The sequence below is a fragment of the Pirellulales bacterium genome, from assembly GCA_035656635.1.
Classification (GTDB): Bacteria; Planctomycetota; Planctomycetia; order Pirellulales; family JADZDJ01; genus DATJYL01.
In genome coordinates this window covers 64,389-77,986 of record DASRSD010000110.1, presented here as the reverse complement: position 1 = coordinate 77,986, position 13,598 = coordinate 64,389, and the positions used below count along the sequence as shown (strand labels likewise).

The 13,598-nt window shown below is 56.6% G+C and carries 13 protein-coding genes; 9 read left to right on the top strand and 4 right to left on the bottom strand.

Going from position 1 to position 13,598, the window contains the following annotated elements:
• On the bottom strand, positions 1-1,374 hold a 1,374-nt coding region (locus VFE46_10520), incomplete at its 3' end, for a hypothetical protein (GenBank protein ID HZZ28424.1).
• 96 nt (positions 1,375-1,470) lie between these two features.
• On the opposite strand from VFE46_10520, the gene cobA reads away from it, so the two are divergent.
• The 4 genes from cobA (at position 1,471) to VFE46_10500 (ending at position 5,798) form a co-directional block, all read left to right on the top strand.
• On the top strand, positions 1,471-3,177 hold the full coding sequence (gene cobA, locus VFE46_10515) for a uroporphyrinogen-III C-methyltransferase (GenBank protein ID HZZ28423.1): 1,707 nt from the start codon (positions 1,471-1,473) through the stop codon (positions 3,175-3,177).
• A 44-nt stretch (positions 3,178-3,221) separates the two neighbouring features.
• Positions 3,222-3,566 carry a helix-turn-helix transcriptional regulator gene (locus VFE46_10510; GenBank protein HZZ28422.1) on the top strand — a complete coding sequence of 115 codons (345 nt, stop codon included), beginning with the start codon at positions 3,222-3,224 and terminating at the stop codon, positions 3,564-3,566.
• Positions 3,567-3,594: 28 nt separating this feature from the next.
• The gene (locus VFE46_10505) at positions 3,595-4,833 is read left to right on the top strand and encodes a Clp protease N-terminal domain-containing protein (protein HZZ28421.1); all 1,239 of its coding nucleotides are present in this window, start codon (positions 3,595-3,597) and stop codon (positions 4,831-4,833) included.
• A 206-nt stretch (positions 4,834-5,039) separates the two neighbouring features.
• Positions 5,040-5,798 (top strand): hypothetical protein, encoded by a 759-nt coding sequence (locus tag VFE46_10500; protein ID HZZ28420.1) that lies wholly within the window; start codon positions 5,040-5,042, stop codon positions 5,796-5,798.
• Positions 5,799-5,914: 116 nt separating this feature from the next.
• Here VFE46_10500 and VFE46_10495 read toward each other — a convergent pair whose 3' ends face one another.
• Positions 5,915-6,097: a hypothetical protein gene (locus tag VFE46_10495; GenBank protein HZZ28419.1), complete on the bottom strand. Its 183-nt coding sequence runs from the start codon at positions 6,095-6,097 to the stop codon at positions 5,915-5,917.
• 142 nt (positions 6,098-6,239) lie between these two features.
• Here VFE46_10495 and VFE46_10490 point away from each other — a divergent pair, with 142 nt between their 5' ends.
• The 3 genes from VFE46_10490 to VFE46_10480 all read left to right on the top strand — a co-directional run bounded on the left by VFE46_10490 (position 6,240) and on the right by VFE46_10480 (position 8,580).
• On the top strand, positions 6,240-7,421 hold the full coding sequence (locus tag VFE46_10490) for an aminotransferase class V-fold PLP-dependent enzyme (protein ID HZZ28418.1): 1,182 nt from the start codon (positions 6,240-6,242) through the stop codon (positions 7,419-7,421).
• Positions 7,422-7,475: 54 nt separating this feature from the next.
• Positions 7,476-7,982, top strand: coding sequence for a pantetheine-phosphate adenylyltransferase (gene coaD, locus VFE46_10485; protein HZZ28417.1), 507 nt, complete (start codon positions 7,476-7,478; stop codon positions 7,980-7,982).
• A 70-nt stretch (positions 7,983-8,052) separates the two neighbouring features.
• Entirely contained in the window at positions 8,053-8,580 is a 528-nt protein-coding gene (locus VFE46_10480; protein ID HZZ28416.1) for a GNAT family N-acetyltransferase, read from the top strand.
• 66 nt (positions 8,581-8,646) lie between these two features.
• Here the strand turns inward: VFE46_10480 and VFE46_10475 are convergent, their stop codons facing one another.
• Both VFE46_10475 and VFE46_10470 read right to left on the bottom strand, forming a co-directional pair.
• Entirely contained in the window at positions 8,647-9,726 is a 1,080-nt protein-coding gene (locus tag VFE46_10475) for a protein arginine kinase (GenBank protein ID HZZ28415.1), read from the bottom strand.
• Between the two features lie 20 nt (positions 9,727-9,746).
• Entirely contained in the window at positions 9,747-10,253 is a 507-nt protein-coding gene (locus VFE46_10470; GenBank protein ID HZZ28414.1) for a UvrB/UvrC motif-containing protein, read from the bottom strand.
• A 487-nt stretch (positions 10,254-10,740) separates the two neighbouring features.
• On the opposite strand from VFE46_10470, the gene trpE reads away from it, so the two are divergent.
• Positions 10,741-12,258, top strand: coding sequence for an anthranilate synthase component I (gene trpE, locus VFE46_10465; protein ID HZZ28413.1), 1,518 nt, complete (start codon positions 10,741-10,743; stop codon positions 12,256-12,258).
• A gap of 149 nt (positions 12,259-12,407) precedes the next feature.
• Positions 12,408-13,562, top strand: coding sequence for an SMP-30/gluconolactonase/LRE family protein (locus tag VFE46_10460; protein HZZ28412.1), 1,155 nt, complete (start codon positions 12,408-12,410; stop codon positions 13,560-13,562).
• Positions 13,563-13,598: the final 36 nt, after the last annotated feature.

Genomic DNA, 13,598 nt, shown 5'->3' with positions numbered 1-13,598 from the left:
CGCGTCGTCCAGTTCTTCCTCATTGAAACCGCCTGATTCTTGGCCCGCCAGCGCCATTGCCAGCACCCCGGCCCGGTACAGCGCCTTTTTGCGATGTTCGATTTCCTTGTCGGGAATCGCGCTGACGGCCTGCACGTAGTGTTGCTTGGCGAGCTTGTACTGCTTGATGTACTGGAAGCATTCGCCCAAATCCAACAACACCATGCCGCGGTGCTTGGGATCGTTACGGGCATTTTGCAGCATTTTGATGGCTTCGGCATGGTTGCCAGTTTTTTTCAAGCGCACGCCCACTTCAAATTTCCAATGAGTGTTTGTCGGATAGCGATCGACGCGCTTGCGGTACACTTCCAACTCTTGATTGTTCAACTCGGCGCCGATTTGCTCCACCATTTGCTGGGCCTCGGGCGTTTTTAACTCCGAGGCGCGGCGCTCGGCAATCAGCAACTGATGCTTCATCCTCCGAATTTGCACGTCTTCCAATTGCTCACGAATGCGCAAATCGCCGGTGGCATCCAAGCCGCGGTTCAGAACGTTTTCGGCTTCGTTATAATCGCCGGTGCGTTCGTGAATGTCGGCCAACTCGCCGTAGAGCATGTATTCGCCCGGAGTGGCGGCAATTTTTTCCTGCAATTCGTCGGCGCGCGTGCGGCGATTGATCTTTAATCCCGCCGCCGCGGCCTTGAATGCAAGCTCGGCGGTAGATTCCGGTTGTTCGTTGCTCGGTTTGGACGGACTGTTTTTGGCCTCGTCTTGCTGCACGTTTGATTTCATCGTCAGGTCGACCTGCAACCGCGAAATCGCGCGATGCGCTTGATCGGCGTCTTCGCTGGCGACCTTGGCAATCGATTCCGCTTTCATCCACGATTTAACGGCATCATCGAATCGGGCATCCTTCTCCAAGGCGTGGCCACGTTCCCACCAGGCTTCATAATTTTTCTGATCAACTTCGCAAGCCCGATCTAAATACAGCACCTGGCTTTTCACATGTCCCAGCTCGCCGCACGCCCGAGCCACTTGCATCAGGGCGGAGCTGTCCCAGGGATTGATCTTCAATACTTCCAGCCCGCTTTTGATCAGCCCGTGCCAATCCTTCTTGCGGCTAGCATTCATCATGCTGAACTGGGGCGCTTTGGTGCGGATCCCCGCCGTTATGCCAGCGCTTTTGCTGCTGGTATACTTGCAAAACAGGTTGGCCAGAAACTCTTGCGTGTAGAATGGATTGCCGGGATCACCCACCACGCACAGAGTGAGCATGTCGGCCGCGTAATCGTAGTTTCGCGTCTGCCGATTCTGCTTGCCCCGTTCGTACTGTTCCTGCAAGCGGCGACGAACGGCCGGCGAAAGGAAATCAGAATTGACGCCAGCATCGGCCATGATTGGATTGGTAGAAATCACGAGTGGGCGTGTTTGGGCGTAAAAATTTCTCCCGCAAGGTACATCCTTCCCCTTTGCCTATTCTAACATCCCAGCATGGCAAAACAACGACAATCGTCCCCGCCACCGATTGCCTCGCCGCAGCACCGGTCGCTAGCTCATGGCCAAACTTCGGGAAAAGTGTACTTGGTCGGCGCCGGACCCGGCGATGCTGGCTTAATTTCCTGGCGGGGCGTTCAATGCTTGTGCCAAGCGGACGCAGTGTTGTACGACTATTTGGTGAACCCGGTAATTTTACGGCACGCGCCCAAAGCGGCCCAAATGATTTGCTTAGGCCGCCATAGGAAGGCAGAAGGCAGAACGCAGACAGCAGAAAGCAGCGATGCGCGGGAAAGCGGGACGGAACGCATTTGGCCGCAATCAGAAATCAATTTGCAATTGGTGAAACTTGCCCAGGCAGGCAAACGTGTGGTGCGACTGAAAGGGGGTGATCCGGCCGTGTTTGGCCGGTTGCTGGAGGAAGTCACGGCGCTGGAAGCCGCCGGCGTTGAATACGAAATTGTACCGGGCATCACCGCCGCAATGGCCGCCGGAAGCTACGCAGGCATTTGGATCACGCAGCGCGATGCTGCCTCGGCTGTGGCACTGATCACCGGACACGAAGGAGATTCCGACCACGCTCCGCCGCTCAATTATGCCGCCCTGGCGGCATTTCCAGGGACCTTGGTCTTTTACATGGGCGTGACTACCGCCCGCGAGTGGACGGCAGCTTTAATTGGCGCCGGCAAATCACCGGAAACGCCGGCCGCCATTGTCCGGCGCTGCTCGTGGCCCGATCAAACCACCATCCGCTGCACGTTGGGAAAGGTCGTTGAGCAATTGGAAGCGGCTCGCATGCGGCCGCCGATGGTAATCATCGTGGGCAGCGTGGCAAGTCCGAATCTCTCATCTCTTGCAGTAGAGGGGCCGGCAGCGGGGCCAGAACAGCAAGCAAACTCCTGGTTCACTCGCCGACCGTTGTTCGGCCAACGCATTTTGCTGACGCGCCCCATCGATCGCACCGAAGCCTTGTGGCAGCCGCTTACCGAACTAGGCGCCGATTGTCTCGTTCAACCTGCGATCGAAATTTCGCCTCCTGACGATTGGCAGCACGTCGATTCGGCTTTGGACCGGCTGTGCGATTTCGACTGGCTGGTTTTTTCCAGCGTCAACGGCGTGCAGTTTCTGTTCGAGCGTCTGCTGGCCACCGGGCGCGATTTACGACACCTGGCCGGGATAAAACTGGCCGCTATCGGCCCCGGCACGGCAGAAGAGCTGGCCCAATATCACTTGCGCGTCGATGGGCAGCCAGCCGACGTCTATCGGGCAGAAGCCCTGGCAGAGCTGTTGGCGAAAGATGCCCGTGGTAAAAAATATCTGCTGGCCCGCGCTAGCCGAGGTCGCGAAGTGTTAGCGGAAACTTTGCAAGCAGCCGGCGCCCAGGTGGAACAAATCGTAGTTTACCGAAGCACGGATGTCGCCCCGCCCGATCCGGACATTGCTGCCGCGTTGAAGGCTGGCCGCATCGATTGGGTCACGGTCACCAGTTCGGCTATCGCCCGGTCGCTGGCCAAAATGTTCGGCGAAGACTTGCGCAACACGAAGCTTGTTAGCATCAGCCCGGTCACTTCCGCCGCCCTGAGTGAACTTGGATTCCGACCCGCCGCCGAAGCGCAGCAGTACACCATGGAGGGCGTGGTGGCTGCTATATTAAGGCCAGCGCTTCTGACAGATCTACAAGTCTGCCATGTCCGGACCGTGTAAAGAGAGCTCTTGACGTTTATTTATAGACTGTCTATAAATAAAGCATGAGCACCATTCACGGCGATAAACTCCGCGGACACTTGGAAGCCATGATTCTCGCGGCACTGGAGCGCGGCGAGGCGCATGGGCTGGAAATACTGCATCGCCTGGAACATGCCGGCTGTGGATTGCTGAAGCTGAAGGAGGGTTCGCTTTATCCGGCGCTATACCGCCTGGAGGCTTCGAAGCAAGTCGAGGCAGTGTGGGAAACGGAACCGCATGGCCGGCGCGGAGCACGGCGGCGGATTTATCGCTTGACGGTCAAAGGGAAACGCTCATTAAGCCAGGGCCGTACCGAGTGGCAACAATTTGTGCAGGTTTTGGGCGGCATTTTGGGAGCAACGGCTTAGCACTGAACCAATCCGATCGAGAAATCCTATGTTTCGCAAAGACGTAACCTTCGGTCAATTCAGCGAGCAAGCGCAAGTGGCATTGGAACTGGCCCGACTGGAAGCGCACCAACTGCAGCATGAATACATTGGCACCGAGCACATTTTACTCAGCCTGATGAAAGAGCCGTCGGGTCTGGCGGCCAGCGTGCTCAAAACTTTTCATGTCGACGCGGCGATGGTTCAGGCCGAGATCGAAAAACTCATCCAGCGCGGACCCAAAAAAGTAGTACTACCGCAACTTCCTTGCACGCCGCGAGCCAAGCAAGCCTTGGCATACGCTGTCGAAGAGGCGCGATTTTGGAATCAAAAATCCATCGGTCCGGAACATTTGCTTCTGGGACTGCTGCGCGAAGCCGAAGGTGTGGCGGGGCAGACGCTAAAGAATTTGGGCTTGGTTTTTGATGACGTGGTGCGGGAAGTCGTGAAAGCGCGACTGGCGCAAATGAAGGCTGTGGAACGGGCGGTTAGGCCGGTCCGAACCACCATCGCCCACAAACGAAAAATGCGCGAAGAATTGCTGGCCCATCTCACTGCCATTTACGACGAGGAATTTGCACGATCGAAAAATTCGACCATCGCCATACAGGAAGCCCAACGGCGTTTTGGCAACCCGGCGGAGTTGGCCGAAGAACTTGACGCCGCCGTGCCACGGAATGAACGCATCGGTTATCACTGCGAACGCTGGTTCGGCTGGCGGCCGCCGGAAACAGTAAACCGCTATTTGATGCGGCAGGCCCGACTCACGTTTTTCATCATCGCGGCCATCGGTTGTTTTCCCGTCGTTGCGGCTCTCTGGAATCATTGGAGCCGGAGCGAATGGCAAACCCTCCAGCCCCTTGCCGCCGCGCTCCTATTAACACCCGCCGCTCAATTTGCCATCGGCATGTTGTACTTCAAAATGCGTGATTCATTGCTGGGCGCTTTCGGCAAACCCAAATCGCGTTTCAAAGCGCTGGTGTTCGATGCCGATATTGCACTGGCCGTTGTGGCTATTGGATTCGGATATTTCGCCTTCGCCAACGGCGATTTTACGACGGCGGTTTCGTTGCTTGCTCCTCTGTGTGGGGCAGCGTTCGCCGTGGCCGGGGCCTACTTATTATTGGCGCGCTTCCGCGGACCGACCGAAATTCGCGATACGCTGTGGGCCTGCTTGAATTTGAACGACGCGCATTCGGCCGCGACGCCTGGTTCAACAGGATCGGGCAACTCGTTCGAGCCAGCCTGAAAATGTCCCGTCGTCGTGGCAGTAGCTCAATACTTCCCTGGAGCTGAAGCCGCAAAGTTCGCCTATTTTTGCTAACCGGCGCCGTGTTTACCGTTGCTAGCGGTTTTGATGGAGCTTTCAGTCGCGGCAGGCCGACGCTTTTACGATAGCGGGTGTGCGCACCGCCAGGCCGGCAATTGGCCGCGGCGATTCATGGAGGAATGTTGATGTCGGGAACGCCGAATTCCGCTGCACTAAGCCGAGCTTTTGTCTCCGTTTCCTTCGATGCGGATGCGCCTGAGTCATTCATTCACGAATTGGTGGCCGCCTGCAACCGGCACAACATACCTGCCTCGTGGGCCGTTCCCGATGGTTCGATTGGGCGGCAGATCTCGCTGCTTGCTGCCAGTTCGCTGCCGCACGAAGTTGCCGTCTTGGCAGACGCGTCGGTGACCCATTCCGACATTACGCGAACTGAGCTGCTCAATCGTGTGGCGCGACCGCTGCAATTGGCCGCTGGCGAAGGCATCAAGATTTCGACGCTGGCGGTGAGCGATGCTTGGCAACCGCGGCATGTTGATTTGCTGACGAAATACGGCGTGACCGTGATCCGCACCCCGCATGTTTTTTCCAGTCGCACCACGACCGGCGTTCGAGCTGTTTGCTACGGATTGTGGCAAGTTCCCGTTTCGGCCACTCTGCAAAGCGGCGGTTGGATGTCCACTTTTTCACAGGGACGCGTTGTGAAGCGGACCGTCGAACGTGCCATGCTGCATGGCGGATGGTGCCATTTGCGGATTGACGTAGCATCATTTGCTGCGAGCGATGTTGCCGCAGGCAGGTATGCCATTGTCCGCCTGCTTGGCCAGCTGCAACAGTTGCAATTAGCCGGCCACATTGCAGTGGAAACACTCCGCGATACGGTTATTCGATTGACGCCCAAGCGAAGCGCGGCGGCTGCACAATCAATTCTGCGTGCGGCGTAAGAAGTGGCCGGGATTGCAATCCGGCGGTTGCGGTCACTAACGCAAGCCAGTGCCGTGCGGCCAATGGTTGCGGCAAGATGGCCGCTACTTCTTGCTTTGCTTTCTGCCGTGGCCGGTCAGCCTTGTTCGCGGTATGCTGACCATCCCAGGTACGCTAGCACCGCAGTGCCAATAATCATGCAAATATCCATCACGGGGCTGGCCTTGCTGAACGGAATTCCCAAGGCCATATCGAGTACAAATATAAATAGAATTAGGAAGGCGATTAGCATTCCTATAATGGCTAAGGCTTTCGACATTACAGAGCTTCCCCGAACGGAAATAACGCAGTGGTCCTACTTTAGCCAACTTAACTAGTGTAGTTCAACCGGGTGCAGTGGGGCAGAATGCAGTTTTCCCGCCGAATTTTAGCGTTATCGACCAATCCGCAGGCTGCACATCATGACACTTTCGCACGATAGTCGCTGGTTGGAGTTTCGCCGCCAAATGCCGATTGCTGGCCGCTGGGCGTACTTCGATCATGCCGCTGTCTCGCCCCTTCCTGCGCCAGCCTGTGAGGCGGTCACGCATTGGCTGGCTGAAGCTGCCGAGCAGGGGGGAACCGCCTGGCCGAATTGGGACCGGCGGTTGCAACAAGTTCGGACTCATGCGGCAAAGATGATTGGGGCCGAACCGGAAGAAATCGCGCTGCTGCATAATACGACCGAGGGAATCAACCTTGTTGCTGAAGGTTTTCCGTGGCAAGCAGGAGATAACCTGGTTATTCCGGCCGAAGAATTTCCCACCAACCAATACGCGTGGATGAATTTGGCCAGCCGTGGCGTGGAAACGCGCCGCGTGCCGATGGAGGATGGCGTACTCGATCTGAACAAGCTCGAGGCTGCGTGTGACCGTCGAACTCGCTTGATCGCGCTCAGTTGGGTCGGTTTTTTAAGCGGTTGGCGGACCGATTTGGAAGCGGCGGCAGACATAGCACATCGGCACGCCGCGCTGCTGTTTGTCGACGCCATTCAAGCGTTTGGTGGTTTTCCTCTCGATGTGCGGCAAGCCAACGTCGATTTTTTTAGCGCCGGCGGACAAAAATGGATGCTTGGCCCTGAAGGGGTTGGACTGGCCTACATTCGGCGCGAACATCTCCCCCGCTTGCGGCCCTTAGGATTGGGAGCCCATAGCGTGCAACACGGGAACGATTACACGCGCATCGAATTGAATCTGAAAGATTCCGCTGCGCGCTACGAAGGGGGCGGAGCGAATTCGGTCGGCTTGATTGCGCTGGGAGCAAGCCTCGATTTATTGGACTCCCTGGGTTTGCCCGCCATTGGACAGAGAATCCTTGAAATTACCGACGAATGTTGCCGCCGCTTGCAAGAAATAGGCGCCGATATTATCAGCCGGCGCGACAAGGCCGACCACAATTCCGGCATCGTCACGTTCGAACTGCCCGGATGCGATTCGCTGGCCGTCCGGCGGCACAGTTATGCTCGGAAGGTGGCAATCGCCAATCGCTCGGGAAAACTGCGCATTAGCCCCCATGCCTATGCGAACGAAGAAGATATTGACCGCCTGATCGAAGCGCTGCGCGAAGCCCAATCTCTTTGCACCAATGCGAAGAATGAGCGATAATAGCGGGCGTTCAAACTCGCCCGCCATCCCTGGATGCTCGTTCCTAACCGCCCTATGCCCATCAACGATTCTCGCGTGGCCGTTTACACCGGTTCGTTCGATCCCATCACGCTGGGGCACATCAACGTCATCGAACGCGCCAGCCGCCTGGTCGACCAATTGATCGTTGGCATTGGTATTAACATCGAAAAGCAATCGCTGTTCACTTCCGAGGAACGACAGGAGTTAGTTCACCGGGCCACAAAGCATTTGCCCAATGTCGAAGTGCGGCAGTTTAGCGGGCTGGCCGTTCACTTTGTGCGCGAATGTGGGGCCCGGGTGATGCTTCGCGGCGTGCGATCGCTGACCGATATTGAGGCGGAATTCACGATGACTTTAGCTAACCGCAAGCTCGATTCGGGAATTGAAACCGTATTCCTGATGGCCGACGAGCAATTTTCGCACGTTTCCAGTTCGTTGCTCAAGCAAATTGCACCGCTGGCCACGGACGAGGAACTGGCCCGCTTCGTTCCACGGGAAATTATTCCCGACCTGCGCCGTCTCCTTCCGCCGCAAAAATAAATCAGCGAACCTTGCGCCACGCAGATGACTCATTCAGCCGTACGTTAGTCGTGTGGGGTAGGAGCATTGTGTGTCATCCGAACAACACGAAATCTGCATTGTTCCGGCTGCGCTGGAATACGTTGAAAGTTTCCGGGAATGCCTGGATAGCGTGGCGCGAGAGCGACGTTGGCTGATGAGCTTACAGGCCCATCCACCGGCGGAAGCGCGGGAATTCTGGGAAAAGATTATCGCCGAAGATGCCCCAGCGTTTTTCGCGCTCAATGGGCCACAAGTGGTGGGCTGGGTCGATATCAAGTTCTTCCAGCTGGAAGGTCTTCGCCACCGGGGCGCCCTTGGAATGGGTATTCACAGCAATTACAGGGGCCAAGGCATAGGAACTCGGCTGATGGAAGCGGCTTTGGCCAAAGCCAGGCAGCGCGGGCTGATGCGTGTCGACCTGACCGTGTACGCAACCAACACGGCGGCGATTGCACTGTACCGTAAACTGGGATTCATCGAAGAAGGACGCATGGTCAAAGGCCGCTATATCGACGGCCGCTTCGACGACGTCATCCACATGGGATTAATTTTCTCCGAAAACCTGCCGCAAGAATGACAAAAAGACAAGCCACGGATTGGAATCCGTGGGCTTTGTGTCAAATACCGTGCCCCAGGACTCGATTCAATTCTTCCCGCCGTTGCCGTCTTCTTCGCGGTTCAAATAGCGGCGAAGAAAACGAGCCCGTTCGATGTTGCGGTCGGCGGTGTTCAATTCCACGCCGCTGATTTTTTGCAAATGGGCCGGCTGCGTGCGGATAAATAACTCGTTCAACTTGAGCATGGGCAAATCGGCAATCAGCCCCAAGTTAATTCCCATCCGCACTTTGGAAAGCAAATGCATGGTTTCTTCAGAACTAATGGTTTGCGCGGTCCGCAAAATACCATAAGCGCGGCTTACTTGGTCGTGCAGCGTTTGCTGGCTTTCCTTGATCAAAAAATCGCGGGCCTCGCGCTCGTAATGGATGATCGCAGGCACGACGTCCGTCACTTGGTCGACCAATTCCTTTTCCGATCGCCCCAGCGTTTGCTGATTAGAAATTTGATAAAAATCTCCCATTGCCTGCGAGCCTTCGCCGTACAACCCCCGCACAGCAAGGCTGATTTTTTGCAGGCTGCGGAATACTTTGTCGATTTGCCGCGTGAGGACCAGCGCCGGCAAGTGCATCAGCACGCTCACTCGCACGCCGGTGCCGACGTTCGTCGGGCAGGCCGTCAGATAACCTAGTCTGGGGTGGAACGCGTAATTGACTTGCTCGGAAATTAAATCGTCAATTCGATCGATTTGGTCCCACGCGCCTTGCACATCGAGCCCGCTGTGCAGGCATTGAATGCGCAAATGGTCTTCCTCGTTAATCATCAGGCTGATTTGCTCGCCCGAGCCAATCGCTACGCCCCGTGCACCCTTGGCCTCGGCATGCTCGCGACTGATCAACTGCCGCTCGACGAGGAATTGCCGATCGAGCCGGTCCAAATCGCTGACATTCACATAGAGCAACTCGCCCGATTGCTCCCGAATTTTTAAAACCCGATCGCGCAGCAGCTTTTCGATGTCGGCCCGATCCTGGTCCGACGCCCGACTGATGAACGGGAACTCGGCCAGGTTGCGGGCCAAGCGAATGCGTGTGCTCATCACAATATCGGCCTGAGGGCCGCTGCCGCGGAGCCATTCGCCAGTCGTGTTGGTTAGGTCGTTAAGTTCCACGGCGGTGTCAGTGTGAGTGATTACTCTTGCGTAGCTTCAATCTTTTTAATTTGATCGCGCAGCTCTTTGGCTTTTTCGTAGTTTTCTTTCTCAATGGCCTCTTTCATTTCGCGGCGCATGCGGATCAATTCGGTCCGTTGCTGAGTTCCGGAGGCACCATGCTTCGGCTTTTTGCCTTTGTGAACCGTTTCGCCGTGGATATTGGCAATCAGCGGTTCCAGCTCTTTTTCAAAGCACACGTAATCGTGCGGGCAACCCAAGCGGCCTTGATTGCGGAATTCGTAAAACGTGATGCCGCAGATCGGGCACGCGCGTTGATCGAGCTGGGCCAGCTCTTCTGCCGTTTGGCCCACGGCCAATTGCTGGGCCAATGCACCCGCGATGGTGGGAGCACTGCCGGGCTCGCCTTCTCCTTGGGTAAGATATTGGCGCGCATGCTGCTCGCACAGGTGCAGCTCGGTGTGCTTGCCGCCTTCGAGTTCTGTAATGTGGAACGTCGCCGGACGTTCGCACTTTTGGCACTTCATGGGATGCGAGAAGCTGTTCCGACCAGCCGGAAATCGCCCGGACAATCAATGGCAAAAATCCGCGGCTTAAGTCAAAAGGGAATGGAATGTTGCGATGTTTTTTGCGGGGTGAATTGTTCCAAGTGCAAAACCCCGTTGGGATTCTAACAATGCACCGGGGGGTGTCAAGGCGAACGCTGTGCCATGCCGTGCAGACCCGCAGGCCGCACTGGACAGGCGCTCCCTAAAATTGTACATCGCGGCGATGGTGCTGCGTGTCGCGCACGAATGCTGGCATCAAACGGCGTCAAAACATCGCCATAAGCGCGAACTGGGTGCGAAGTTTGGTTGTCTGTAATGGCGGCTCTTGCTATTCTGACGCGGGCGGTGCGAACAGCGGTGGCGGCGTTATGTATTGAAACACGACCGCATGCGCGACCAACGGTCGCGGCTTTATATTCGGTCATTCATTGTCATCCGAAATTCGTTATTCGTCATTCCCGCGGTTATGCACTATCCCGATTACGAAACTTTTTCGCGCGTGGCCCAGGGTGTGCATCTGGTGCCGGTGTATCGCCGGCTGATTGGCGATTCGCTGACGCCGGTCTCGGCGTTTCATAAGCTTGATGCCGGCAGTTCGGCCTGCTTATTCGAAAGCGTGGTCGGCGGCGAAAAAGTTGGCCGTTACAGTTTTCTTACAGCGCAGCCATTTCTGGAAATTGAAGCGTGGGGCAACCGTGTGGTGGTGCGAGGCGAAAAATCTGAAGAGTTTGAATCGCCTGATCCAATTGAAGAACTTCGCAAGCGAGTGGACGCCCTGCGCGCCGTGCGCTTGCCAGAACTGCCGCCGTTTGTGAGCGGGGCGATTGGTTACGCCGGTTATGACGTGGTCCGATATTCCGAGAAGTTGCCCAACGCACCACAGGATGATCGACATTTGCCCGATCTTTCCTTCGCTTTTTACGACCGCATGGTGGTGTTCGATAACATCACCAAGACCATTGTCGTGATTGCCATGGCCCGGGTGGATGCCGGCGATTTACGTGCGGCTTACGATGGTGCTTGCCGAAGGGTGGATGAGCTGGTGAATCGGCTCGCCGCGGTTACGCCCTCTGAGAGAGGGCAGGGTGAGGGTGGCGGCGAACTCGCGCCGATTGACATCAACCCCGTCGGCGATTCCAAAATCGCTTACCAATCCAACTTCACGCAGGCCAAATTTCAACAGGCTGTGGAAAAATGCGTGGAGTACATTCGGGCCGGCGACATTTTCCAGGTGGTCATCAGTCAGCGGCTGGAATTGCCGGTTAAATCGCACCCGTTTGAAATTTATCGCACGTTGCGGGTGGTGAACCCCAGCCCGTTCATGTTTTATTTGCGCACGCCCAGCGTCACGTTGGTGGGCAGCTCGCCGGAAGTGATGGTTCGGGTGGTGGATGGCAAAGTGACGGTCCGCCCATTGGCAGGCACACGCCGCCGGGGCCGCACGGAGGAAGAAGACCGCAACTTAGCGGCGGAATTGCTCGCCGATCCGAAAGAACGGGCCGAGCACGTGATGCTGGTCGATTTAGGCCGTAACGACGTGGGGCGCGTGGCCCGGTATGGCAGCGTGGAACTGACCGACGTGATGACCATCGAACGCTACAGCCACGTGATGCACATTACTAGCAACGTCACCGGCCGCCTGGTTGACGGCAAAGATGCCTTTGATGCCCTGCGGGCTTGCCTGCCTGCCGGCACGGTTTCCGGCGCGCCCAAAGTGCGAGCCATGCAAATTATCGACGAGCTGGAACCGCACCGCCGCGGCCCGTACGCCGGCGCCGTTGGCTACGTCGATTACAGCGGCAACATGGATACCTGCATTGCACTGCGCACAATTGTGATTCCGCAATCCGGAAAGACGGCATATTTGCAAGCCGGCGCCGGCATTGTCGCCGACAGCCAGCCGGAACAGGAGTGGAACGAAACCCTCAACAAAGCCCGCGGGTTGCTCAAAGCTATTGAGATTACGGAGCAACGCATCACATAAAGCCGCGACCGTTGGTCGCGCACCTGCGCTAGGTTGGCTTTCAAATTCGGAAATCCGGCATCTTTGCATCTGCTTGCGGATCCGGGTAAGATGTCGGGCGGTTCGGCAACACACTCTCATCCAGCGCTCAAATTCTCGGGGATATGACCATGACCACGGTCCACATGGGTCGCGCTCGCTTTGTCTCGATCACCATCCTCACACTCGCTCAATTCACAATCTCAGGCAAAATCATCATGGCCGAAGACACGCCGGCGGAAATCAAAAGTTTTTCGGCGCCGTATCCGACGTTCGGCAAGCTAGAAAGCAAAGATCCGCGGTTCGACAAGCTAATTTCGCCCGATACAAAAATCGAAAAGCTGGCCGAAGGGTTCCAGTGGTGCGAAGGGCCCGTGTGGGTGAAAGACGGCGGGTTTTTGCTGTTTTCCGATATTCCCCGCAACTCGCTGATGAAATGGAAGCAGGGTGAGGGCGTTTCAGTTTACATGCACCCGTCGGGCTACACCGGCATCACCGATTACGGCCACGAGCCCGGCTCCAACGCCAACACGCTGGATGCCGACGGCCGGCTGGTGCAGTGCGAACACGGCGACCGGCGAATTTCCGTTCTCACCAAAGATGGCGGCAAGCGCACGTTGGCCGATAATTACCAGGGCAAACGGCTGAACAGCCCGAACGATTTGGTTTTCAAATCGAACGGTGATCTGTACTTCACCGATCCGATTTATGGCCTGCCCAAGCACGAGAATGACCCGCGCAGGGAAATAGATTTCTGCGGCGTGTTTTTGCTGCGCAGGATGACCAGAAAAGATTTGGCGACCAGCCCGGCGGCTGGCGAAGATTGGGAAATCATTCTGCTGACCAAAGATTTGACTCGTCCCAACGGCTTGGCCTTTTCGCCTGACGAGAAAAAAGTGTACGTCGCCAATAGCGATCCCGACCACGCTGTGTGGATGGTGTACGACGTCGTGGATGATCCGAGTTCTTCCAACAAAGACGGCACATTGAAAACTGGCCGAATATTCTTCGATGCCACGGCGTGGACGAAAGCAGGCAAAAAAGGGTTGCCCGACGGGATGAAAGTCGACCGCGACGGCAACCTATGGGCGGCCGGTCCCGGCGGATTGAGCGTGTTCGCGCCGGATGGCACGCACCTGGGGACCATCAATCCTGACACCGGCGACCCGGTTTCCAACTGTGCCTGGGGAGATGATGGTTCCACGCTTTATATGACCGTCAACAACAAGCTGGCCCGTATCAAGACGAACGCAAAAGGGGCGGCCCAGATTAAATTCTCCGAGTAGCGGTTTGACGGGAAGCGAAATATTTGCCATCTAAGC

Excerpts from the sequence above, each read along its gene's own strand:
- coaD (HZZ28417.1), top strand. The coding sequence starts at position 7,476 with ATGCCCATCAACGATTCTCGCGTGGCCGTTTACACCGGTTCGTTCGAT.
- trpE (HZZ28413.1), top strand. The coding sequence starts at position 10,741 with ATGCACTATCCCGATTACGAAACTTTTTCGCGCGTGGCCCAGGGTGTG.
- VFE46_10490 (HZZ28418.1), top strand. The coding sequence starts at position 6,240 with ATGACACTTTCGCACGATAGTCGCTGGTTGGAGTTTCGCCGCCAAATG.
- VFE46_10500 (HZZ28420.1), top strand. The coding sequence starts at position 5,040 with ATGTCGGGAACGCCGAATTCCGCTGCACTAAGCCGAGCTTTTGTCTCC.
- VFE46_10505 (HZZ28421.1), top strand. The coding sequence starts at position 3,595 with ATGTTTCGCAAAGACGTAACCTTCGGTCAATTCAGCGAGCAAGCGCAA.
- VFE46_10470 (HZZ28414.1), bottom strand. The coding sequence starts at position 10,253 with ATGAAGTGCCAAAAGTGCGAACGTCCGGCGACGTTCCACATTACAGAA.
- VFE46_10510 (HZZ28422.1), top strand. The coding sequence starts at position 3,222 with ATGAGCACCATTCACGGCGATAAACTCCGCGGACACTTGGAAGCCATG.
- cobA (HZZ28423.1), top strand. The coding sequence starts at position 1,471 with ATGGCAAAACAACGACAATCGTCCCCGCCACCGATTGCCTCGCCGCAG.
- VFE46_10460 (HZZ28412.1), top strand. The coding sequence starts at position 12,408 with ATGACCACGGTCCACATGGGTCGCGCTCGCTTTGTCTCGATCACCATC.
- VFE46_10495 (HZZ28419.1), bottom strand. The coding sequence starts at position 6,097 with ATGTCGAAAGCCTTAGCCATTATAGGAATGCTAATCGCCTTCCTAATT.